Below are 22401 nucleotides of genomic sequence, written 5' to 3'. Positions count from 1 at the left end.
CTTTCCTTCGTTAACATTAAACTTATCAGAATTTTTAAAGTCGTAACCCAATAATTACATGACATGTCGGTATCTGTACAGTTAAAAAACCAGCATTTGCTCTGGAGGGCGGGCTTTGGTCCTGCGGTTGAGCAATGGAATGATCTTGCAAAAGGCTCCCCTTCTAAATGGTATGATGCATTGGAAAAAGCTTCCCGTAAAGAACCTATGCCATTAAAAGTGGCTGAGAATGTAGTGGAAGGTTTGATGAATGGAATAGATGGTGTTCGCAGAACAGAAATGAGTAAGGAGCAAAAACAACAGCTGCAAAAAAAATCAAGAGAAGAAATCCGTAGCCTCAACCTCGAATGGCTCGATGAAATGGTGCACAGGGAGCAGCAGTTGTGGGAAAAATTAGCGTTCTTTGGCATGGACATTTTGCCTGCCGTAATCTAAATGCGTTTTATCAACAGGATTTGATCAATATTATCCGTAAGAATGCCTTGGGGAATTTCGGAACCCTGCTCAAAGAAGTGAGCCGCAGTGCAGCCATGCTTGCCTTCCTCAACAACCAGCAGAACCGCAAACAAAAACCCAATGAAAATTTTGCCCGTGAAGTGATGGAGCTTTTCACCATGGGGAGGGGTAATTACACAGAAAAAGATATTAAAGAAGCCGCCCGTGCTTTTACAGGCTGGCAGTTTAAAATAAATGGCGAATTTATTTTCAGGCCAAATCTTCATGACGATGGCGTGAAAACTGTTTTAAATAAAACCGGAAATTTTGATGGAGATGATGTGTTGAATATTTTACTGGAGCAAAAGCAAACGGCAACCTATATCACAACCAAACTGTACCGCTTCTTTGTTAACGATGAAGTGGATAAAGAAAAAGTGAAATGGCTGGCCGATCGTTTTTATAAATCAGGTTATGAAATTTCCGGTTTGCTGAAAGATATTTTTACCAGCGATTGGTTTTATGAGCAAAAGAATATTGGTACCAGAGTGAAATCTCCTGTTGATTTGCTGGTTGGTATCCGTCGGGCAATGCCAATGCAGATCGAAAATGAAGAAACACAATTATACCTGCAAAAAATACTGGGACAGATCTTGTTTTATCCACCAAACGTTGCCGGCTGGCCGGGAGGATTTAACTGGATCGACAGTTCATCGCTCATGTTCCGGTTAAGGATTCCTCAACTGATTGCTTTCAAAGAAGCATTTAACATTCGTGCAAAGAATGATGATGACCAGGAGATGGGCCGCATGCAGGCTGCAAACAAAACCGGGGGAAGAATTATTCAAACCACTATTCGCTGGGAGCCTGCAATGAAAGAACTGGAGAAAGTGCCAAGAGAAAATTTATTGTCATCTATAGCAGCAATCATGTGGCAAACAGATAGTTCAAAAATGAATAAGGTGATGCTGGAAAAATTTACCGATGCATCCAGCAGGGAGCGATATGTTCAAACGGCCATTATTCAATTAATGTGTACTCCTGAATACCAGATGTGTTAATCAGCTATCATCTAAACAAAACGATTTATGTACTTCAAGCGCAAAGAATTTATACAACTCGGTTCACTGGCAACTGCTTCGGTTTTTATGCCGCAGTTTTTAAAAGCATTTGAATCGGGGAAACTTGTACCACCGGGAAATAAAGTAACTGTGATCATTCAATTGAGTGGTGGTAACGATGGATTGAACACAGTAATCCCTTACAGGAATGATTTGTATTTCAGTAACCGTCCAAAGCTGGGTATTCAAAAGAATGCAGCCCTATCACTTACTGATGAAGCAGGGTTACATCCATCGCTCACGGCATTCAAAGAATTTTATGATGATGGAAGCCTGGGAATTTTCAACAGTGTGGGTTATCCCAACCCTGATAAAAGTCATTTCCGCAGTATGGATATCTGGCATACAGCCAGCGACAGTAAAGATTACTGGAACACTGGTTGGGTGGGCAGGTATTTAGATGCTCAATGCAAAGGTTGTGACAAACCAACACAGGCATTGGAAATTGATGATGTGCTGAGTCTTGCTTTAAAAGGTGATCAGATTAAAGGATTGGCATTGGAAGATCCACGACGTTTGTATAATACCAGCCAGGAAAAATATTTCAAAGAAATTTTAGCCCAGCATAAGAATGATGCACATGAACAGCCGGTTGATTACTTATACAAAACCATGGCTGAAACCATTTCAAGTGCTGATTATATTTTCAAACAGAGCAAGCAACGTCCTTCTTCTGAAACATATCCTAATTCTGATTTAGGTAAAGGGTTAAAAAACAATTGCTTCCCTCATCTTCAGTGAAATTAATACCAAAGTGTATTATATCTCACTTGGAAGTTTTGATACTCATATTAACCAGGAAGCACAGCAGAAACGTTTGTTTACTGATTTAAACGATTCCGTAAAAGCATTTGTAAAGGATTTGAAAAGTAATAACAGGTTCAATGATGTGTTACTGTTTACTTTCTCAGAGTTTGGAAGAAGAGTAGCACAAAATGCAAGTGCAGGAACAGATCATGGCAAAGCGAATAATATGTTTTTTATAGGCGGAGGTTTAAAGCAAAAGGGAATCTATAACCCATTGCCTGATCTTACTAATCTGGATGATGGTGATGTGAAGTTTCAACTGGATTTTAAACAGGTGTATGCAACAGTTTTGAATAAATGGCTGGGTGCTGATGCTGATCTGATATTGAAACAGCAAATAAAACCACTTGATTTTATTTAGACAGGACCTTGTTTGTTTGAGGGGTTAGTTCTGCGTAAAATTACCGCTTGCAGATTAGGTGGAAACTCCTATTGTTTAAGGACTCTGGTGCGTCTATATTTGTATAGTCCAATATTCAGAGAAACTAAACATCGTCCAATTCTTATGGAAGTATCATATTTCTTCCGCAAAAGAAGGCTTCATGCCTTCAGTATTGAGTCATTATTTGACAATGTGTTTGCACAGGTAAATACGCAAAGCAACTTTCAGGCTAAGAAGGTTGAAGTGCCCTCAATACTGAACATTTTCACAAATATTTTTAAGGCAAGTAAGAATCAAGGTAAGATCAATCATATTACCGGTGATATTCATTATGTATCATTAGGAATGAAGAAACGGAATACGGTGCTTACCATTCATGATTGCGTGTTTTTGACCAAATACAGTAAATGGGATATGAAATACTGGATGTTTAAATTATTCTGGTACCAGTTACCCATGTGGCGTGCAAACACCATTACTGTAATCAGTGAAAAAACAAAGAGAGAACTGATTAAGTTAACAGGTGTAAACGAAGAGAAAGTAAAAGTGGTTCCTAATTTTTTTGATCCACGTTTTGAATTTACTCCGAAAGAATTCAATACACAGAAGCCACGTTTGCTGCAGATCGGTACGAAAGACAATAAGAATATACAGAACCTTGCTGTAGCTTTAAAAGGCATCAGCTGTGAGTTACATATTATCGGAAGCCTTGATGTAGATACTCAACTGGCACTGCAGGAAAATAAAATTGATTTTAAGAGCTATACCAATCTTTCATTTGATGAATTAAAGCATCAGTATGAGTTATGTGATATGGTTGTATTTGCTTCTACATATGAAGGATTTGGATTGCCCATACTTGAAGCATGTGCTGTAGGCCGTCCGCTGGTAACAAGCCGCATTTCGCCAATGGATGAAATTGCAGACAATGCAGCCTGTAAAGTAAATCCTTATAATGTAATTGATATCCGCCGCGGTATTTTAAATGTCATAGAAAATGCAGAATACCGTGATCAGCTGGTGAATAACGGATGGAAGTTGCGTTACAAATACAGCATTGATAATATCACTGCCAGATACACTGACCTCTATGAAGAAATTGCTGCACAACCAGCCCCGGAGTTTTTTATGCTCCGCCAGGCAAAAGCAGCAGCTTCAATGTTAGGCCTTGTTTAAACTTGTACTTACTAACCAGTTTTTATAGTTGTTGTAAAAAAAAGAAGCCTCTGAAGAGAGGCTTTTCTTTTTATGTGTAATGATAATGATCTTACTCTTTTAATTTTTCCGTTTTCTTTATTCCTATACGGTACAGTGTATAACCCATGAAGATAAAGAAAGCAGCACCTAAGAGATAATAACCGTTTTGACTTATTGTATTCACCAAACCATGTTCAGCATTTATATAACCAAGTGCTTTTGTAACATTATCATTTACCGAAAGGATGGCAACCAATACTCCTGCCAATGCACCTCCGGCAACTAAACCTGTTGCAAATAAATTACCTTTTCCAAGATCTTCTTCTTCTGCAGAAATTTCCTCACCTGATTTCTTCTTTTTCCTATCAACCAGGCCACGGATTAAGCCACCAAAAAGATAGGAAGTGTTGTGGATAAGGGTAAGTATAGACCTACAGCAAAGCTTAACGATTTAATGCCGCATAGTTCCATAGTGATAGCAATAAAAACTCCTACCAGTACAAACTGCCAATCAAGGTTGAACGAAAGAATCCCCTTAATTAATGTAGCCATCAGTGTTCCCTGTGGAGCAGGATACTTGTCTGTACCAATTGCATGTGTAATTCCCTGTGAAATCATATCTGCTGTTGGTGTATCTAATATTTTAATGGTGGCACCAATTGCAATAGAAGAAACGACAGCGCCTACAAACAAAGCTATCTGTTGATATTTTGGCGTAGCACCAACAATATAACCTGTTTTTAGATCCTGTGAAGTTGCGCCGGCATTTGCTGCTGCAATGCAAATCATACCACCAACAACGAGTGCCATAGGTTCAAATACTTTACCTGTCCAGCCAACGGCAATAAAGATCAGGCAGGTCCCCATGATTGTGGCTATCGTCATACCACTGATTGGATTATTGGAAGATCCGATCAGGCCAACAATTCTGGATGAAACTGTAACGAAGAAAGCTCCGAAAATTACAACCAGTAAACCCAATAATAATTTACTGCCGATATTTGTACCGGGCACCTGTGGTAAAATGGCCATTAATAAAACCAGTGCAATACTTCCGAATAAAACAATCTTGATATTCAAATCCCTTTCAGTTCTTTTTATAACAACTTCTTCGCCATCCTGTTTTTTCATTGAACCAAGACTGCTTTTGAAAGAGGAAACAATAGTAGGGATTGTTTTGATCAACGTAATGAAACCACCTGCTGCAACAGCACCTGCACCAATCTGCCGGATGTATGCACGATAGATTGCTGTAGAAAAATCGGCGAAGGTATGATTGATGGGGTCCCATCCACCAGGTCCGCCAGTTTTATCTAAACCACTTAAATAACCCAGCTTCACTAACTGAGCAGCGATTGTATCAGGAGGAACAAGCGAAGCCAGTAATGGAGTAAATGCAAACCATGCAATCACACCACCGGCAACCAGCACACCACTGATCTTTGGACCAATAATATAACCAACACCCAAATACTCAGGCGTAATTTCTCCGCTAACTTTTGCTGAAGGGAAAAATTTATTCACCTGTTTGGTCATCCAGAAAGGAGTTTCGGCAATAACATGAAATATCTTTTGTAGAATAGCATAACCAAATGCAAAGCCCAAACCAAGAAAAGCTGTTTTGGCAAAATCGCCTCCACGTTCACCTGCTTTTAATACACTGGCACAGGCAGTCCCTTCAGGATAAGGAAGTATGCCATGTTCTTTTACAATTAATGCACGACGCAGGGGTATCATCATCAATGTGCCGAGGATGCCACCAAAGATTGCCAGTGTAAGAATGGTAAAATAGTTGAAGAACTGCGAACTGTCTTTTTCACTTAAAAACAAAAATCCGGGTAAGGTAAATACAACACCTGCGGCAATACTTTCACCGGCACTGCCTGTTGTTTGAATAATGTTGTTTTCAAGTATGGTTGTTTTCAGGAAGCGCCTTCCCAATGTAATTGCCAGAACTGCAATCGGGATGGATGCACTTACTGTTAACCCGGCCTTTAAGGCAAGATAAACAGTAGATGCGCCGAAGATAATTCCGAAAGCAGCACCAACCAGTACACTTTTAACAGTGAACTCAGGCATATTACTGTCATCAGGAACAAAGGGTTGAAATTTCTGTTCAGACATATGGCGTTAGTTTTGATTGAGGAAGGTAATAAAAAAACCCCGATGAAATTTTTCATCGGGGTGTAAAGAAAGACAATTTGATTTATTCTCCCGAGCGCATCATTTTCTGAAGCTTCTTGGTAAGCAGGAACAAAATTAAAGAAGCTATTCCTGCCATTACACAAAACAACATAAAGAAGTCATACATATTATTCATTTCATAACCGAGGAAATGTGTTGGTTTTCCATCGGGATATAAAGCGCTTAATACTCCTGCCAGTTTATTGGCAAATGCATTTCCTAAAAACCAAACCGCCATCAGTAAGGAAGCATATTTAAATGGTGCCAACTTATTTACCAATGACAAACCGATAGGTGATAAACAAAGCTCACCCCAAGTATGTAAAGCATACATCCCTGTAAGCCAGATCATGCTAACTTTTATTCCTGTCGCAACATTATTTACTCCAAACGCAATCCACAAGTAACCAAAAGAAAGTAGCAGTAACCCAATTGCCATTTTTGTAGGGGCAGAGGGCTCCCATTTACCCAGTTTAAACCAAAGCCAAGCAAACAGAGGTGCAAAACCTACTACAAAAATAGAATTTAGTGATTGAAACCAACTTGCTGGAACCTCTTTGAAATCTATTATAGATTGATTTAAAGAGTAAATAGAATAAGCAAGATATAAAATACCTACAGTAAATAACGCCAACAAAAAATAGACTGTTATCCTCAATCGTTTATGAAAATCACCCGATAGATTCTTTGCTGTTTTTTTTATTAATGAGAAATTGAAGAGTAATAAAAGTGCCGAAAGGGAATAAACTAACCATATTGGTATTTTCAAATTTACCACTCTTTGAGTTTGTTCATCGGCAAAAAAGGTTAGTGAAGCACCAGCCTGTTCAAATGCACTCCAGAAAAAAATAACGAAGAAAACAACTATAAAAATGACTAATACCTTTTGTTTTTCATGACTGGTTAACGTTTTGTCTGACATAATCATTGCAAAAATAAAAATAGCTGAACCAACTAATAAATAGGGTAGGTAACTAAAAATTTTTGCATCAACATATAACATTCCAATTGCAGCTGATGATAATGCAGCCAATCCTAATATCATTGCTATTGGTTTTATCCAGATAGCAGGAGAGTCTTTGGGAGTTAAACCTAATACTTTGTTTTCAGGATCAACTACGTATTTATGATGAAACATTAATTGTACAATAACACTCAGCAACATAGCAATACCTCCAGCTAAGAAAGCCCATTTAAAATCTGCAGGATTTCCTGTATCGCCTACCAACCCGCAAACAAGGGGGCCAATTGCGCCACCAACATTTATGCCCATGTAAAAAATTGTATATGCAGGATCAATTCTTCGATCACCTTTGGGGTACAACTGACCAACCAATGAGGAAATATTAGGTTTGAAAAAACCATTACCCGCAATCATTAAACCCAATCCTGAAAAGAATAAAACAGATGAAAGACCGGGTGATGATTCGTAAGTTGATCCGCAAAAGAATAATATAAACTCACCCAGGGCCATCACAATACCACCCGCAATAATGGAGCGCTGGTTTCCCCAAAATCTGTCTGCAATATAACCTCCAATTAATGGGGTGAGATATACAAGACTCGTATAGCTGCCATATAAGTTTGAAGCGAAAGCTTTATCAAACATCAATGCTTTGGTCATGAACAAAACCAAAATGGCACGCATGCCATAATAGTTAAAGCGTTCCCACATTTCCGTTCCAAATAAAACCCACAGACCTTTGGGATGACCTTTTTGAGCGACAGATTGATTCATACAGATGGTTTACGTGATTAAGAGTGAATTTCCGAAAGTAAGGAATAAATTCATAAACAGCTCATTTGGAAATCAATCATTGAAATTGACAAACGGCAATGGGGGTATCATCTCAACCCTTAAATTCGTTTATCTAAATCTTATCTTGCACTCATGAATATTTTGCTCCTCGGTTCAGGCGGTCGTGAACATGCCCTCGCCTGGAAATTGGCTCAAAGCCCATTATGTGAAAATTTATATATAGCTCCGGGAAATACAGGTACAGCTTTATGCGGTACAAACATTGACATCAGAGTTGATGGCGATTTTTCTGCTGCCGAACAGTTTTGCAGAGCCAATCAAATTCATATGGTCATTGTTGGTCCCGAAGATCCGCTGGTACATGGTGTTTATGATTATTTTCAATCAGCCCATGAAATATTGCCTTTTGCCGAAGGTTGGCTGGGCGTAATCGGGCCATCAAAGTTCGCTGCACAGCTTGAAGGAAGTAAAGCCTTTGCAAAAGCTTTTATGGAAAGGCAGAATATTCCCACAGCTTCTTACAGAGAATTTACCATTAAGAATTTTGATGAAGGAAGGGATTTTTTGATGAACCATGCATTGCCTGTTGTATTAAAGGCTGATGGTTTAGCAGGAGGAAAAGGGGTCATTATCTGTAACAACCATGTGGAAGCAATTGCAGAGTTTGATATGATGATTCACCAGGATAAGTTTGGATCAGCAGGAAAGAAAGTGGTGATTGAAGAATTCCTGAATGGAATTGAAGTAAGTGTGTTTGTATTAACAGACGGTGAGCACTACTGTATTTTACCCGAAGCCAAGGATTATAAACGTATTGGAGAGGGGGATACTGGTTTAAATACAGGTGGAATGGGTGCTGTAAGTCCAGTGCCATTTGCTGATAAAGTATTTATGGGCAAAGTGGAAGAGCGGATTATTAAACCAACCATCAGCGGTTTTCATAAGGAGAAGATGATCTATAAAGGCTTTGTGTTCATTGGGTTGATTAAAGTTAACAACGAGCCTTATGTTATTGAATACAATTGCCGCATGGGTGATCCTGAAACCGAGGTAGTAATTCCACGGTTAAAGAATGACCTGGTTGAGCTATTGGTTGCCACTGCTGAAGGAAGGGTGCAGGACATCAAAATAGAACAGGATCCACGGTTTGTAGTTACAATGGTGGCAGTAAGCGGGGGCTATCCCGGCGATTTTCTGAAAGGATATGAAATCGAAGGACTGGATCAGCCTCTGACCGATGCAATGATTTTTCATGCAGGAACAAAGGAGGAAGATGGAAAGATTGTGAGCAACGGGGGGCGTGTGCTGACGGTTACTTCTTTTGGCGAAAACGTTGATACCTGCGTGGATCGTTCAAAGGCAATTCTTTCAGGAATCAAATACCGGAATATGTATTTCAGAAATGATATCGGGTATGAGTTTATGAACGCTAACTGAAACGTATAAACGAAAAATGGATACATTCTGTAAACCCTTTGTTGTCTTCGTTTTGCGGGTTTGCCGCAACCCTGGAAAATTACCGGCGAAAAATTTTGATAAAAAACACTTACAGGCATGGTTTTAGCGTTGTAATTCCGAAATTTTCACTCAAATTTGCAACCATCGGAAACATAACCGTTTCCAGCCACCAATATGGGACTCTTCAATTTTTTTATTCAGGAAATAGCAATTGATCTTGGTACTGCTAATACCCTCATTATACACAACGATGAGATTGTTGTAAACGAACCTTCTATCGTAGCACTTGACCGTAATAATCCTAAGAATGTACTGGCCGTTGGTAAGAAGGCCCTCATGATGCATGAAAAAACACATGAAAGTATACGTACAGTAAGACCGTTGAAAGACGGGGTAATTGCGGATTTTAACGCAGCTGAGTTAATGATCAGGGAACTGATTAAACTCGTATTAACCAAAAAGCCATTGTTCGCTCCCAAATGGAGAATGATGATTTGCATACCCAGCAGTATTACCGAAGTTGAAAAAAGAGCGGTAAGAGACAGTGCTGAGCAGGCTGGTGCCCAGGAAGTGTATTTGCTTCATGAGCCAATGGCAGCCGCACTTGGTATTGGTATTGATGTGGAAGAACCGGTTGGTAATATGATTGTGGATATAGGAGGCGGTACTACCGGTATTACTGTTATTGCCCTTGCCGGTATTGTGTGCGATCAGAGTATCCGTATTGCCGGTGATGAATTTACAGCAGATATTATGGAGGCCCTGCGCCGTTATCATAGTTTATTGATTGGTGAACGTACTGCCGAACAAATCAAAATTCAGATAGGTGCTGCAATGAAAGACCTGGAAAATCCGCCCGATGATATTCCTGTAAATGGCCGTGACCTTGTAACAGGTATTCCCAAGCAGATTATGGTCAGCTACCAGGAAGTTGCTGAGGCTTTAGACAAGAGTATTTTCAAAATTGAAGAAGCCATTCTGAAAGCTTTAGAAATGACACCTCCTGAACTGGCGGCTGATATCTATCGCAGAGGTATTTATATAACAGGTGGTGGGGCTTTGCTCCGTGGCCTGGATAAACGTCTCAACCAGAAAATCAAACTACCTGTTCATATTGCCGACGATCCGTTAAAAAGCGTGGTAAGAGGTACAGGTATTGCACTTAAAAATTACAATCGCTATCCGTTTGTGATGCGTAACTAAAAGTTGGCATCTGAACGGTTGAAACATTAAATCATCCACTCATCCGTGCGGAACCTTTTCGCTTTTATCAGGCGTTTTTCAGTGTTGCTGTTTTTTCTGTTGTTGGAAATCATCAGCATGGTTCTTCTATTCCGCTATAATAAATTTCATCAGGCTGCTTATATGGATACCGCCGGCGAAATTACCGGCAGCATTGAAGCTCAATATAATAAAGTAGACGGCTACTTTCATTTGAAAAAAGAAAATGAAGAGATGCGCCGGAAACTGAATGAAGTACAGAATAAATTAGCTGAAAATTTTTCAAGCCCTGATACTGCTCAGCGCATCATTACAGATACAGTTTCAATTGACACTTCCGGCAGCAAACGCAAGTATTTATATATGGATGCTGAGGTAGTGAATAATTCCATTACCCAACCCAACAATTATTTTACCATTCACCGGGGAACGAAGCAGGGAATAGAACCGGGCATGGTTGTATTATCTCCAAATGGCGTGGCTGGTGTTGTGATGGATGTAACCGAAAATTTTGCAACTGTAATGAGTATGCTGAATAAGCAAAGCCGCATCAGTGCAAGGTTAAAGAAAACTGGTGAAAGTGGAAGAATTGAGTGGGATGGGGCGAATCCAAGAATCGTTTTGCTGAGAGATATTCCGAAAAGCGTCAAGCTTGCAAAAGGCGATTCTGTTATCACCAGCCAGTACTCTGATTTTCCTCCGGGAGTGATGATCGGGATTATTGAAAAAGTTTTTTTAGAACAGAGTACCAATAACTATTTGCTGCATGTAAGGCCATCGAATGATTTCAGCCGCCTGCAAAATGTATTTGTAGTAAGTAACCTGCAGCGCAAAGAACAACTTGAACTGGAAAATAAACTGAAGAAGAAAAAATGAGCAGTCTCTTACGAAATATTATCCGTTTGATGTTGTTTATACTGGTACAGGTATTTGTACTGAATCAAATTCCGCCATTGCATCAGTACATCACACCCTATATTTATTTTCTGTTTATTTTATGGCTGCCATTCAGTATTGGCAGAAGCAGTTTGCTGATTGTATCATTTATTACAGGACTATGTCTCGATTTTTTTACTAAAACACCGGGTCTGCATGCAGCCGCCTGTGTGTTTATAGGATATGTACGACCATTCCTGGTAAACTTACTGATGTCGCAGCAGGGAAAAGAGTTTAATTACCGTGAACCTTCAGTAACAAGCCTTGGTTTTTCACAGTATGTTACCTATGCAGTTGTGCTTACGCTTTTCCATCACGCAGTTTTATTTACCATACAGGCATTCCAGTTCGGAAATATTTTATATCTTTTATTAAAAACAGCCGGGTCAACAGTAATAAGTCTTTTACTTATAACAGTGATTGAAATTATTTTTATCCGCAAACAGAAGTTTTTAACCAATACCTGATCACTCAACTTTGAAAAACTATTAAGAGGCTATGGCCGAATTTAACCAATCGAGACAAACAACTATCCGGATCATCATAGGCGTTGTGTTTGCAATTATCCTTGTGCGGTTGATGACACTGCAATTATTTTCATCGAAGTATGCAAAGCTTGCAACCGACCAGGCCATTTTGCGTAAAGTGGTTTATCCCAGCAGGGGTATAATTTTCGATCGTAAGGGTAAAGCCATTCTTGACAATATAACCATGTATGACCTGATGGTTACTCCATCACAATTAAAAGGAATTGATACATTTTCTCTTTGCCGCATCTTAAATATCGATACAGCTGAGTTTAAGAAAAGAGTGATTACAGCCATCATCAAGAACTCAAGAAACAGGGCATCTGTTTTCGAATCACTACTTTCTCCTGAAAAATATGCAAAGGTGAATGAGAATTTATTCCGCTTTCAACCAGCCTTCTTTTTGCAGGAACGTCCAATCCGCAGTTATCCGTTTAAAGCAGCGGCACATATCATGGGGTATGTAGGTGAAGTGGATTCTTCAATGCTGAAGAGGTCTAACTTTTTTTACCAGATGGGCGATTTTGCCGGGCGCAGCGGAATAGAAAGTTATTATGAAAAAATTCTGATGGGCAAGCGGGGCATACAATATATTCTGCGTGATAATTTTAACTGGCCCATTGGTAAGTATGAAAAAGGGGAGTTTGATACAGCTTCTGTTGCAGGCCGTCATCTTAATACATACATTGATGTTGAAGTGCAGCAACTCGCTGAAAAATTAATGCAGGGTAAAGTTGGAAGTGTGGTTGCTATTGAACCAAGTACAGGAGGCATCATTGCAATGACATCGGGACCAACCTATGATCCCAATGAATTAACAGGCTCCGATTCAAGAAAAAATTTCAGCCGATTATTTTTAGATCCTGCTTCACCGTTATTGAATCGTGGTATGCAGGGCGTTTATCCGCCCGGCTCAACCTTTAAACCGATTGATGCGTTTGTAGCATTGGATGAAGGGTTAATCACTCCTTCATTTGGATATTCCTGCTTTGGGCGTTACAGTCCTTGCGGAAGACCTGCCTGCGAACACAGCAATGCCGGTCATGCTGCTAATCTCTCTCTTGCAATCGCCAACTCATGCAATTCTTTTTTTGCTGATGTGTTTCGTAAGGCCATCGATAATAAACAATACGGGAGTGTTGAAGTTGGTTTAATGAAATGGAAAGAGTATATGACGGGATTTGGTTTGGGCCATAAATTGGGAGTTGATTTGCCGGGTGAGTATGCAGGATATATACCAGATACTTCACGATACAATAAAGTATTCCGTAAGGGAGGCTGGAATTCATGTACGATTGCATCACTTGGAATTGGACAGGGTGAAATACAGGTTACTCCGCTGCAAATGGCGAATGCAGTTTGTTTGATTGCTAACCGAGGTTATTATTATACACCGCATTTTGTAAAATCAATTGATGGAGAAACAGCAGAGGATACAATCTTAAATAAATACAGAAGGAAAATTACTCCTCTTCATATTCCCGATACTTCCTTCCAGGCGGTAATTAACGGAATGGAAATGGTGGTAACGAATGGTACAGCACGTAATGCAAAAATTGACGGCTTTAACGTGTGTGCTAAAACAGGAACAGTAGAAAATTATTTTAGAGGTAAAAAGCAACAGAACCATTCTTTCTTTATTGCCTTTGCGCCGAAAGAAAATCCAAGAATTGCTATTTGTGTAGTGGTTGAAAATGCCGGGTTTGGTGCAACCTGGGCCGGGCCAATTGCTTCATTGTTGATGGAAAATTCTTAACAGATTCTATTGCAGGTGTCCACAGAAAAGCAGAGGTGGAACGTATCAGTAACGTTTCCATCATCCCTGCAAAAATCAAACATGAACGTTATGTAAGAGATTCAATCAAAGGAGTGAAAGATTCGTTACTGCGTATGCGCCTGGAACGTGAACAAAAAGCCAGGATAGATTCAACTGCTTTAACCATCATTGATGAATTACCCAATTTCCCGGTAAAAGAACCTGCGAAGAAAAAAGAACATGAAACTGTTGTTGCTGTATTGCCAACAGAAAGGTTTCAATTTAAAAAATACAATCAACCTGCTGATATCAGTTAATGGAAAAAAAGGCAACGATAGGAAAAGGAGTTGACGGAACCATTGTGTTATTATATTATGCATTGGTGATTGTTGGATTTATTGCCATCTTTTCAGTTGAGTTTCGCCAGGGAGATTCGTTTGTGCAATCATTACTTGAGCTCAAGAAAAATTATTCAAAACAATTATTGTTTACAGGCATCAGCTCATTGGTAGCGGTGTCTATTTTGTTAACTGATAGTAAATTTTTTACAACCATTGCCAATCTTCTATATTTTGCCGGGATATTACTGATGCTGCTCACTTTTGTAATAGGTAAGGATATCAGCGGCTCCAGATCGTGGATTGCTTTAGGAGGTGGATTTAACCTGCAGCCTGCAGAATTATGCAAGGTTTTTACAGCGTTGGCATTAGCAAAATATTTAAGCAGGCAGGAAACAGAGTTTACAAAAGTCCGGTCGCATCTGATTGCGTTCGCAATCACTTTAGTGCCGGCTATGTTATCTATTGCTCAAAAAGAAACCGGGCTGGCTTTGGTTTACTTTTCTTTTTTCCTGGTAATGTACAGAGAGGGGTTACCTGTATCATATCTTATTGTTGGTTTTTCTGTAGCTGTCTTGTTTGTTGCAGCTATTGTAGTTGAACCAAATATTCTGGCAATTGTGTTAACAGTGATCGCTGCAATTATGATTTATTATCTGCGCAGACCCATAAGAAGAAACCGGAGTATTTTGATTTTGATCATCGGAATCTGGTTTTTAAGTGTTGGAATGCAGCGCTTTGCCCTTCCGGTATTATTTGATAAGGTATTTAAGCCTTACCAGGTTGAACGTATCCTTGGTATGTTTGGTAAAGAGTATGAGCCTAAAGATCCAGTGCGGAAAGCAATGCTTGAAAAGGAACTTGCAACTGGTAAAAAGAAAGACCGGAATTACAATGTAAAGCAATCAAAGATTGCGATTGGCTCTGGCGGGTTATTGGGGAAAGGCTTTTTAAAAGGAGTAACCACGCAGGGCGATTTTGTACCTGAACAGCATACTGATTTTATTTTCACTGCCATTGCCGAAAGCTTTGGTTTTTGGGGCAGTGCATTAATGCTCGGTTTATATCTGCTGATGCTTTTCCGGATTATTACACTTGCTGAAAGGCAGCGTAGTACTTTTTCAAGGGTTTACGCCTATAGTGTAGCTGCTATTCTGTTCTTTCATGTGTTTATTAATATTTGTATGACGATTGGCCTGATGCCGGTTATTGGCATTACGCTGCCATTATTAAGCTATGGAGGGTCGTCATTAATTACCTTTACTGTTCTTATTTTTATTATGCTTCGTCTGGACGCAGATAAACAAATGGTTCTTCGTTAAGTTATTCTCAGCTTTTTTTAGTAAACTTTGTTACGGATCTGTACACGTTAAATGAGCAAGAGCATGAAAAAATTTCTTTGTACATTTTATCTTCCTGTTCAACTTGATCAGGATTTTTGGGAACTGATTCCACGCCATCGTAATTATATTAATAACCTGATGCGTGAAGAAGTGATCATTACTTACTCTGTAAATAATACCCGCACAAAAGGCTGGGTGGTGGTAAATGCTGAATCGGAAGCGGAAGCTGCAGAAATCATTGAGCGGTTTCCTATTCGCCGTTACATGCGCTTTGAAATGGATGAACTGTTTATTTTTGATTCAATGATCGGTACACCTAAACTTGTGATGAACTGATTTTATTCCGCTTCAACTTGCCTGTATCTTTGCAGGATGAAAATAATACCACTTTCTGAAGGAAGTTTTACCGTTGATGCTTCCAAGAAATTTATTCCATTTGATCATTCAAGAGATAATATAAAAGACAGACCTGCCGGAAGTTTACTGGTTGAAGTGCAGCCATTTGCTGTCATTACATCAAAAGATATTTTAGTACTCGATACCGGTCTTGGCTTTTCAATGCCTGATGGTACTTTACAAATTCATCATAACCTGTTACAGGCAGGAATCAACCCGCTTGATGTTACAAAAGTTTTAATGAGTCATTTGCACAGAGATCATGCAGGCGGCATCAGTAAAGAAGATGCTGTATTAAAACAAAAATTCTTAAGCTTTCCCAACGCAACTTATATTGTTAACAAACAAGAACTTGAAATTGCTGTGAGTAAGCTTTCAAAATCGTATGCAATCGATGATGTGAGTTTGCTTGCCGAATCAGATAAGCTTCAGCTGGTAGAAAGTACAGGTGTAATTGATGATTACATCTTTTATGAATGGACGGGTGCACACAGTCCATGGCACCAGGCATTCTGGATCAAAGAAAACAATGAAACAGTTTTCTTTGGTGGTGATGTAGCTCCGCAGTTGTTTCAAATGCGTACAAAGTTTGTAACTAAGTATGATTTTGATGGGAAGCTTTCTTCCGATATCCGTGTAAAATGGTGGGCACAGGGAGAACAGGAAGGTTGGAAGTTTTTATTTTATCATGATGTAAAAACTCCGGTATTCAGTTTCAATTCTTAAATGTAATTTTTTAGCATATTTGTAGTTGAAATACTACAAGCGTTTTTAGCTCAACTTATTTTAACATATACACTGCTTAACAGTGTCGATAAATTACCTGAATCATACACGTAGCAGTAACAATAAATGAACTTTTGTTGTGGAAGATGTAAAGAAGCAGATACTCTGAAAGCCTTTACAGCAGCAGGTTTCAGGGCAAAAAAATAGGCCAACCCTGAAAAGAGTCGGCCGTTGCTAACCTATGAAAACACCTATTCGCAAATTTATAACATTAGAATTATAAATTCCAAATTAATTTTTATTTCGACGTTGTAACATTGGCTTGTTAGGGCGGTTTTTTAACTGATTTAGTAACACGCCACGAAACTCTCTTTCTGCCTGGAAAAATTTATTCATTCTGGGTTGCCCTATTACACCAATAAAGCGGTCGCTGTATTTTTTTCTTACATCAAGAATCTTTTGTTCGCCATCAAGAACATTTTTATTTGGATTATCCTTTTGACTGATCATTACCTGGCGAACATCTTTTTTATAATCATTATAGATGGGCCAGAATTTTTGAGCTTCTTCGGGTGTAAGATCAAGCTTACGGCTGATGAACGCAATTTCAAGTGCCTGAATTTTTTCTTCCTGTTTTGGATCGGGTTGTTGCTCCTGTGCAAAAGAAACGATGCTTATACAAAAGAGTCCAATCATAAGAGTTATTATCTTTTTCATACTTCTATCCTCCAGTTCGTAATTGTTATGTTTAATTTGATTTATTTTCTGTTTGTTCAAGTTCTTTCATAAATGATTCCATAAAGGCATCATCCATATAATCGGCTTCTGCCGGCAATTGACTCTGGTCAACAAAGGAAGTGATAGCTGCAACATCTTTACTGTCTGATGTCATCTTCAGGTAATTGATGATTTCTTCATCACTGATCTTTGCCAGTTCTGTATTGATCTGTTCTTCTGTTTTAATTTCAGGAATATCTGCAACCAGACCATTTGTTGGTTGCTGTATAAAGAAGGTAATACCAAATGCAATCATTCCAAACAAAACAGCTGCTGCTGCATAACGGACCCATACTTTTCTGCTGAACATGGAAACAACTTTTGTTTCAGTTGTTTTTTCTGTAATACCGGCAGATAAGTTTTCAAAATAACCGGCGGGTACTTCATACAGATTTTCTTTGCTTAAACCTGCCAGTACAGGCGATAACTCATTTAATTCTTCCGCTACAGTTTGAATGCTCTGTTGTGCTTTGATTTTAGAAAGGATACTGTCTGATAAAGTATCAAAGTATCCCTGTGGCACATCCTGCGGCATTTGTTTACCGGCAACAATGAGTAAAGAGTTTTCCTCAATTCCGCCGGCAGCAATCCTTGCCATGATAACTGTATCAAGGGTATCAAAATAGCCAACGGGTACCTGGTAGGGTGTTTCCTCACTGATTTGGGCAACGGCCGGGCTAATCTGCTCTAATTCTTTCAATATGTCTGTATTGCGTGTCATTTTCTATGGTAATAGATGTTTTTTAAGCAGGAAAGTTTAACCGTTGAGTATAAAATCTTCAATTTTTTTCACTGCGTGATGATAACTGGCTTTTAAAGCGCCCTCACTGGTTTCCAGCACCTTGCTCATTTCTGTATAGGGCATTTCATCATAATACCTCAGGTTGAACACAGCCCGCTGTTTTTCAGGCAATTGCTGAATGGCTAATTGTAGTTTCCACTCCAACCTGTTGGCATCAAAATGCTTATCAGCCTTAATGGAGTTGCTCAAACCGCCTTCAGAATCATCCATTGAAACAACCGACCTTTTTTTCTTCTGTTCAAGAAAAGTGAGGCTTTCGTTGGTGGCAATGCGGTAAAGCCAAGTATAAAGCTGGCTGTCTTCCCTGAAGTTCTCCAGCCCGTTCCATACTTTGATGAACATGTTCTGGAGCACATCATTAGCATCTTCATGATCTACTACGAGGCGGCGGACATGCCAGTATAATTTTTCCTGGTATTTCTTAATGATACGGGTATAAGCCCGCTCTTTTGTGGCAGGTTCACGGAATTGCAGCAATAATTCCTTATCGTCTGGTTGGGTCATTTTGAATAGAGGTTTTCTGGTTCTGGGTTTTTTAGTAAAAGTAAAAAACCCATCTGTAAGATGGGTTTTATTCTGGAAAGTTTAATCAATCTTGTTTTTGCCTGTGATTTTTCTGCGATGACCAACAGATCAGTCACAGCCGGACCATATTTTTTCAGGAGATATCCAATAGCTTGACCAACTGAATATTGATCACTTCCACTGAAATACCCTTTGAAGCTGCATTCCAGTAAAGAAAAGGGATGGATATTAATTTAAAATGCTGTTCTGGCTGTTATGTAAACTTTCATCTTTTTTGAGATTAAGTTCCCATTGCCAGGCCGTTTGCATCATTTCATCAAGTGTGTATTTTGGATCCCAGCCGAGAAATGTTCTTGCTTTTTCGTTGTTGGCATAAGTTGAAACCACATCACCCGAACGGCGTGGAGCTATTTTGTAATTCAGTTTCTGCCCGCTTACTTTTTCAAATGCTTTGATGGCCTCCAGCACAGTAACACCATTCCCTGTTCCCAGGTTAAACACTTCACAGCGGGTAAAATTCTTTCCTTCCAGTAAATAGTTTAAGGATAAAGTATGTGCATGAGCAATATCACAAACATGAATATAATCACGAACACAGGAGCCATCTCTTGTATCATAATCATCGCCAAACACATTCATTTGAGGAAGTTTGCCGATAGCAGTTTGTGTAATGGCGGGCACCAGATTTTGCGGACGGCCAATCGGGTATTCGCCAATTATGCCGCTTGGATGTGCGCCAACTGGATTGAAATAGCGGAGAAGGATTGCGTTGGTTGCAATGCTCTTTACCGTTTCACTTACTATCTGTTCGCCCATTTGTTTGGTATAGCCATAGGGACTTTCTGCAGGTTTGGGTGGAGTTTCTTCAGTAACAGGTACTTCATCGGGATTGCCATATACTGTACAGGAAGACGAAAAAACAAAATGAGGGATTTTAAACTCCTGCACACATTTCAGCAGGTTAATTAATGACATCAGGTTATTTTCAAAATACATCAATGGTTTTTCTACACTTTCACCTACTGCTTTATATGCTGCAAAATGAATAACGCCAACAATGTCTGTGTTCTCCTGTAATACTGCAAAAGTTTCATCGTAGTTGCAGAGATCAACATTGTAATTCTTGACTTTCCTGTTCAGAATTTTTTCAGCACCTTCCAGTACAAGAAGGTTCGACCTGGAATTATTGTCAACACTGATCACATCATATCCGTTCTGAATAAGATCAACAATGGTATGTGCGCCGATATATCCGCAACCCCCGGTAACTAAAATCTTTTTCATTCTTTCTTCTAAGTGTTTTGGTAAAAATTATTTTATCAGTTCCATTAAGTACTGGCCATAACCACTTTTAATCAGCGGCTTTGCCAGTTCTTTTAATTGTTCTGTTGTAATAAAACCATTGCGCCAGGCAATTTCTTCAATACAGGCAATTTTAATTCCCTGCCTTTGTTCAATTACCTGTACAAATTGTGATGCCTGCATCAAACTGTCGAATGTGCCGGTATCAAGCCAGGCTGTACCCCTGTCAAGAATAGAAACTTTGAGTTTTCCTCTTCTCAGGTATTCTTTATTTACATCTGTAATTTCATATTCGCCCCTCGGGCTTGGTTTCAGTTCTTTCGCAATTTTCACTACTTCGTTATCATAAAAGTATAAACCTGGAACGGCATAATTACTTTTTGGATTCGCTGGTTTTTCTTCAATGCTTAATGCATTAAAATCCTTGTCAAATTCCACAACACCATACCGTTCAGGATCACTTACATGGTAGGCATAAATAATTCCACCTTCTGGTTTTGTATTTTTCCGCAGCAGGTTTCCAAGGCCTGCACCATAAAAGATGTTATCACCTAATACAAGCGCTACGTCATCCTTGCCGATAAATTCTTCACCAATTACAAATGCCTGGGCAAGACCATTGGGTACTGCCTGTTCTTTATAGTGAAATGAAACACCGAGGCTTTTTCCATCGCCCAGTAAGCGTTGAAAGTGGGGTAGGTCATGTGGTGTAGAAATAATAAGGATTTCTTTAATTCCCGACATCATCAAAATTGACAGCGGGTAATAAATCATTGGTTTGTCATAAATAGGCATGATCTGTTTACTGATAGCAAACGTAATAGGGTGTAACCTGGTGCCGGATCCGCCTGCGAGAATAATTCCTTTCATTTTCAAAAGTTATAGTACAAAGATGGGAAACTAAGATGTAAAAAACCCCGACTTTTTTAAAGCCGGGTTTTTATCTGTAAGGTAAAAAAATTAAAGGAAAAGTTTTACAAGAAAATAAGCGATCGAAGCCAGTACTGCACTTACGGGGATTGTTAAGATCCAGGCCCATAACAGGTTCACTGTAACACCCCATCTTACTGCACTTAAACGCTTTGTGGCACCCACTCCAATGATTGCTCCTGTAATGGTATGTGTTGTACTAACGGGAATGCCCATCTGCTCTGTCATAAACAACGTAATTGCACCTGATGTTTCGGCACTAACACCTTCCAGCGGTGTTACTTTGGTAATCTTGGTGCCCATTGTTTTAATAATTTTCCAGCCACCACTCATTGTACCAAGGCCAATTGCTGTATAACAGGCAAGCGGTACCCAGGTAAGTTCTCTTAATGCTGCGCTTACATCTGCATACTTGCCAACACCATAATAGGAAACAAATGCTGCGCCGATGATGCCCATTACTTTTTGTGCATCGTTACCACCATGTCCAACACTGAATGCTGCTGATGAAAGCAACTGCAGCTTCTTGAACATTTTGGCAATACGGTAAGCATTGGGGGTTTTCACTTTCTCAGAATAGACATATGATGCAATAAAGATCAATGAGATTGCAGCAATAATGTTAAACTGTAAGCTATTGTCAGATTTATCAAGCGCCTTTGTTAATTTGGCAGCGTCCGCATTGTTGTCTGTTTGTGAATGTATCTTCTCTGCAATTCCTTTTCCCCCAATTTGATTAAACTCTTTCAGAAAAGGTTTTGCTGCTGTAACAAATGCCTGCGCAGAATCCAAAGCAACCTGCTTTGAAGGGTTTTTCACCACTTCTTTTTTCAGTTTATCAACTTTATAATATTTATCTAAGTTGTCTGACAGTTTTGTCTGTTCAAAAGTATTGAAGAGAAACCAGGTGCCCGCCACTGCAACAATTATGATGGCCACTTTCGCCCATGTGTTATGCATGATTGTAACAATGGTCAGGAAGATAGAGATGACCATTCCTATCAGTGGAGCTAAAAAGATAAACAGTAATGTTTTTATGATGATGGATAACTCAACAATATTGCTGAATGCCATCCATCCTTTTGTATAGAAAGCATGGGTTACTGCTGCTCCTACAAAACCACCCATTAATGTGTGCGATGAAGAGGAAGGGATGCCATACCACCAGGTTAAGAGGTTCCAGAAAATAGCAGCAAGTAAACCTGAAAGAATAACCGGTAAGGTAATGTATTCAGTGTGTACCCATTTGCCAATTGTATTGGCTACTGCATGATCCTGGAAAATAAAGAAAGCAACAAAGTTGAAAAATGCCGCCCACAATACTGCCTGGAAAGGAGTAAGTACTTTGGTTGAAACAACAGTTGCAATGGAATTGGCTGCATCATGAAACCCGTTGATGTAATCAAAGAGCAGGGCCATTATAATGATGACGATGAGAAGAGTCATAAGTACAATTTGATAATTAGTTGATTTGAAAAT

General features: G+C 39.3%; 17 protein-coding genes and 3 pseudogenes. 12 read left to right on the top strand and 8 right to left on the bottom strand.

Going from position 1 to position 22401, the window contains the following annotated elements; all coding sequences use genetic code 11:
* Positions 1-63: 63 nt before the first annotated feature.
* The 3 genes and pseudogenes from IPK31_04875 (at position 64) to IPK31_04865 (ending at position 3921) form a co-directional block, all read left to right on the top strand.
* A pseudogene (locus IPK31_04875) lies at positions 64-1496 on the top strand (DUF1800 domain-containing protein).
* Positions 1497-1523: 27 nt separating this feature from the next.
* Positions 1524-2724 (top strand): annotated as a pseudogene (locus tag IPK31_04870) (DUF1501 domain-containing protein).
* A gap of 144 nt (positions 2725-2868) precedes the next feature.
* Entirely contained in the window at positions 2869-3921 is a 1053-nt protein-coding gene (locus IPK31_04865; protein MBK8087323.1) for a glycosyltransferase family 4 protein, read from the top strand.
* A 91-nt stretch (positions 3922-4012) separates the two neighbouring features.
* Here IPK31_04865 and IPK31_04860 read toward each other — a convergent pair.
* Together IPK31_04860 and IPK31_04855 are read right to left on the bottom strand one after the other, a co-directional pair.
* Positions 4013-6066: pseudogene (locus IPK31_04860) on the bottom strand (OPT/YSL family transporter).
* An 82-nt stretch (positions 6067-6148) separates the two neighbouring features.
* Positions 6149-7864: a peptide MFS transporter gene (locus IPK31_04855; protein ID MBK8087322.1), complete on the bottom strand. Its 1716-nt coding sequence runs from the start codon at positions 7862-7864 to the stop codon at positions 6149-6151.
* Positions 7865-8017: 153 nt separating this feature from the next.
* On the opposite strand from IPK31_04855, the gene purD reads away from it, so the two are divergent.
* The 9 genes from purD (at position 8018) to IPK31_04810 (ending at position 16586) form a co-directional block, all read left to right on the top strand.
* Entirely contained in the window at positions 8018-9322 is a 1305-nt protein-coding gene (purD, locus tag IPK31_04850) for a phosphoribosylamine--glycine ligase (GenBank protein MBK8087321.1), read from the top strand.
* 195 nt (positions 9323-9517) lie between these two features.
* Positions 9518-10546, top strand: coding sequence for a rod shape-determining protein (locus IPK31_04845; protein MBK8087320.1), 1029 nt, complete (start codon positions 9518-9520; stop codon positions 10544-10546).
* Positions 10547-10591: 45 nt separating this feature from the next.
* A complete protein-coding gene (gene mreC, locus IPK31_04840; GenBank protein ID MBK8087319.1) occupies positions 10592-11440 on the top strand; it encodes a rod shape-determining protein MreC in 849 nt (282 codons plus the stop codon).
* A complete protein-coding gene (locus IPK31_04835; GenBank protein ID MBK8087318.1) occupies positions 11437-11967 on the top strand; it encodes a rod shape-determining protein MreD in 531 nt (176 codons plus the stop codon). The genes mreC and IPK31_04835 overlap by 4 nt, the downstream gene beginning before the upstream one ends.
* Positions 11968-11998: 31 nt before the next feature.
* The gene (gene mrdA, locus IPK31_04830) at positions 11999-13783 is read left to right on the top strand and encodes a penicillin-binding protein 2 (protein MBK8087317.1); all 1785 of its coding nucleotides are present in this window, start codon (positions 11999-12001) and stop codon (positions 13781-13783) included.
* 35 nt (positions 13784-13818) lie between these two features.
* Positions 13819-14100 (top strand): hypothetical protein, encoded by a 282-nt coding sequence (locus IPK31_04825; protein ID MBK8087316.1) that lies wholly within the window; start codon positions 13819-13821, stop codon positions 14098-14100.
* Positions 14100-15443, top strand: coding sequence for a rod shape-determining protein RodA (locus tag IPK31_04820; protein ID MBK8087315.1), 1344 nt, complete (start codon positions 14100-14102; stop codon positions 15441-15443). The genes IPK31_04825 and IPK31_04820 overlap by 1 nt, the downstream gene beginning before the upstream one ends.
* 63 nt (positions 15444-15506) lie before the next feature.
* Entirely contained in the window at positions 15507-15800 is a 294-nt protein-coding gene (locus IPK31_04815; protein ID MBK8087314.1) for a hypothetical protein, read from the top strand.
* 36 nt (positions 15801-15836) lie between these two features.
* Positions 15837-16586 (top strand): MBL fold metallo-hydrolase, encoded by a 750-nt coding sequence (locus IPK31_04810; protein MBK8087313.1) that lies wholly within the window; start codon positions 15837-15839, stop codon positions 16584-16586.
* Positions 16587-16877: 291 nt separating this feature from the next.
* Here IPK31_04810 and IPK31_04805 read toward each other — a convergent pair whose 3' ends face one another.
* From IPK31_04805 to IPK31_04780, 6 genes are all read right to left on the bottom strand, one after another.
* Positions 16878-17282 (bottom strand): hypothetical protein, encoded by a 405-nt coding sequence (locus IPK31_04805; GenBank protein MBK8087312.1) that lies wholly within the window; start codon positions 17280-17282, stop codon positions 16878-16880.
* A 52-nt stretch (positions 17283-17334) separates the two neighbouring features.
* Entirely contained in the window at positions 17335-18084 is a 750-nt protein-coding gene (locus IPK31_04800; GenBank protein ID MBK8087311.1) for a hypothetical protein, read from the bottom strand.
* A 36-nt stretch (positions 18085-18120) separates the two neighbouring features.
* A complete protein-coding gene (locus tag IPK31_04795) occupies positions 18121-18669 on the bottom strand; it encodes a sigma-70 family RNA polymerase sigma factor (GenBank protein MBK8087310.1) in 549 nt (182 codons plus the stop codon).
* Between the two features lie 249 nt (positions 18670-18918).
* On the bottom strand, positions 18919-19974 hold the full coding sequence (gene galE / locus IPK31_04790; GenBank protein MBK8087309.1) for a UDP-glucose 4-epimerase GalE: 1056 nt from the start codon (positions 19972-19974) through the stop codon (positions 18919-18921).
* Between the two features lie 27 nt (positions 19975-20001).
* Positions 20002-20862 carry a glucose-1-phosphate thymidylyltransferase RfbA gene (gene rfbA, locus IPK31_04785; protein ID MBK8087308.1) on the bottom strand — a complete coding sequence of 287 codons (861 nt, stop codon included), beginning with the start codon at positions 20860-20862 and terminating at the stop codon, positions 20002-20004.
* Between the two features lie 90 nt (positions 20863-20952).
* Entirely contained in the window at positions 20953-22368 is a 1416-nt protein-coding gene (locus IPK31_04780; GenBank protein MBK8087307.1) for an inorganic phosphate transporter, read from the bottom strand.
* Between the last annotated feature and the right edge of the window lie 33 nt (positions 22369-22401).

The sequence above is a fragment of the Chitinophagaceae bacterium genome (assembly GCA_016713085.1).
Classification (GTDB): Bacteria; Bacteroidota; Bacteroidia; order Chitinophagales; family Chitinophagaceae; genus Lacibacter.
The sequence above is the reverse complement of the archived record's forward strand: the minus strand, read 5'-3'. Positions and strand labels throughout refer to the sequence as shown.

Coding starts and splice junctions, on each gene's coding strand:
- IPK31_04865 (MBK8087323.1), top strand. CDS start 2,869: ATGGAAGTATCATATTTCTTCCGCAAAAGAAGGCTTCATGCCTTCAGT.
- IPK31_04855 (MBK8087322.1), bottom strand. CDS start 7,864: ATGAATCAATCTGTCGCTCAAAAAGGTCATCCCAAAGGTCTGTGGGTT.
- purD (MBK8087321.1), top strand. CDS start 8,018: ATGAATATTTTGCTCCTCGGTTCAGGCGGTCGTGAACATGCCCTCGCC.
- IPK31_04845 (MBK8087320.1), top strand. CDS start 9,518: ATGGGACTCTTCAATTTTTTTATTCAGGAAATAGCAATTGATCTTGGT.
- IPK31_04835 (MBK8087318.1), top strand. CDS start 11,437: ATGAGCAGTCTCTTACGAAATATTATCCGTTTGATGTTGTTTATACTG.
- mrdA (MBK8087317.1), top strand. CDS start 11,999: ATGGCCGAATTTAACCAATCGAGACAAACAACTATCCGGATCATCATA.
- IPK31_04820 (MBK8087315.1), top strand. CDS start 14,100: ATGGAAAAAAAGGCAACGATAGGAAAAGGAGTTGACGGAACCATTGTG.
- IPK31_04815 (MBK8087314.1), top strand. CDS start 15,507: ATGAAAAAATTTCTTTGTACATTTTATCTTCCTGTTCAACTTGATCAG.
- IPK31_04810 (MBK8087313.1), top strand. CDS start 15,837: ATGAAAATAATACCACTTTCTGAAGGAAGTTTTACCGTTGATGCTTCC.
- IPK31_04805 (MBK8087312.1), bottom strand. CDS start 17,282: ATGATTGGACTCTTTTGTATAAGCATCGTTTCTTTTGCACAGGAGCAA.
- IPK31_04800 (MBK8087311.1), bottom strand. CDS start 18,084: ATGACACGCAATACAGACATATTGAAAGAATTAGAGCAGATTAGCCCG.
- IPK31_04795 (MBK8087310.1), bottom strand. CDS start 18,669: ATGACCCAACCAGACGATAAGGAATTATTGCTGCAATTCCGTGAACCT.
- galE (MBK8087309.1), bottom strand. CDS start 19,974: ATGAAAAAGATTTTAGTTACCGGGGGTTGCGGATATATCGGCGCACAT.
- rfbA (MBK8087308.1), bottom strand. CDS start 20,862: ATGAAAGGAATTATTCTCGCAGGCGGATCCGGCACCAGGTTACACCCT.
- IPK31_04780 (MBK8087307.1), bottom strand. CDS start 22,368: ATGACTCTTCTCATCGTCATCATTATAATGGCCCTGCTCTTTGATTAC.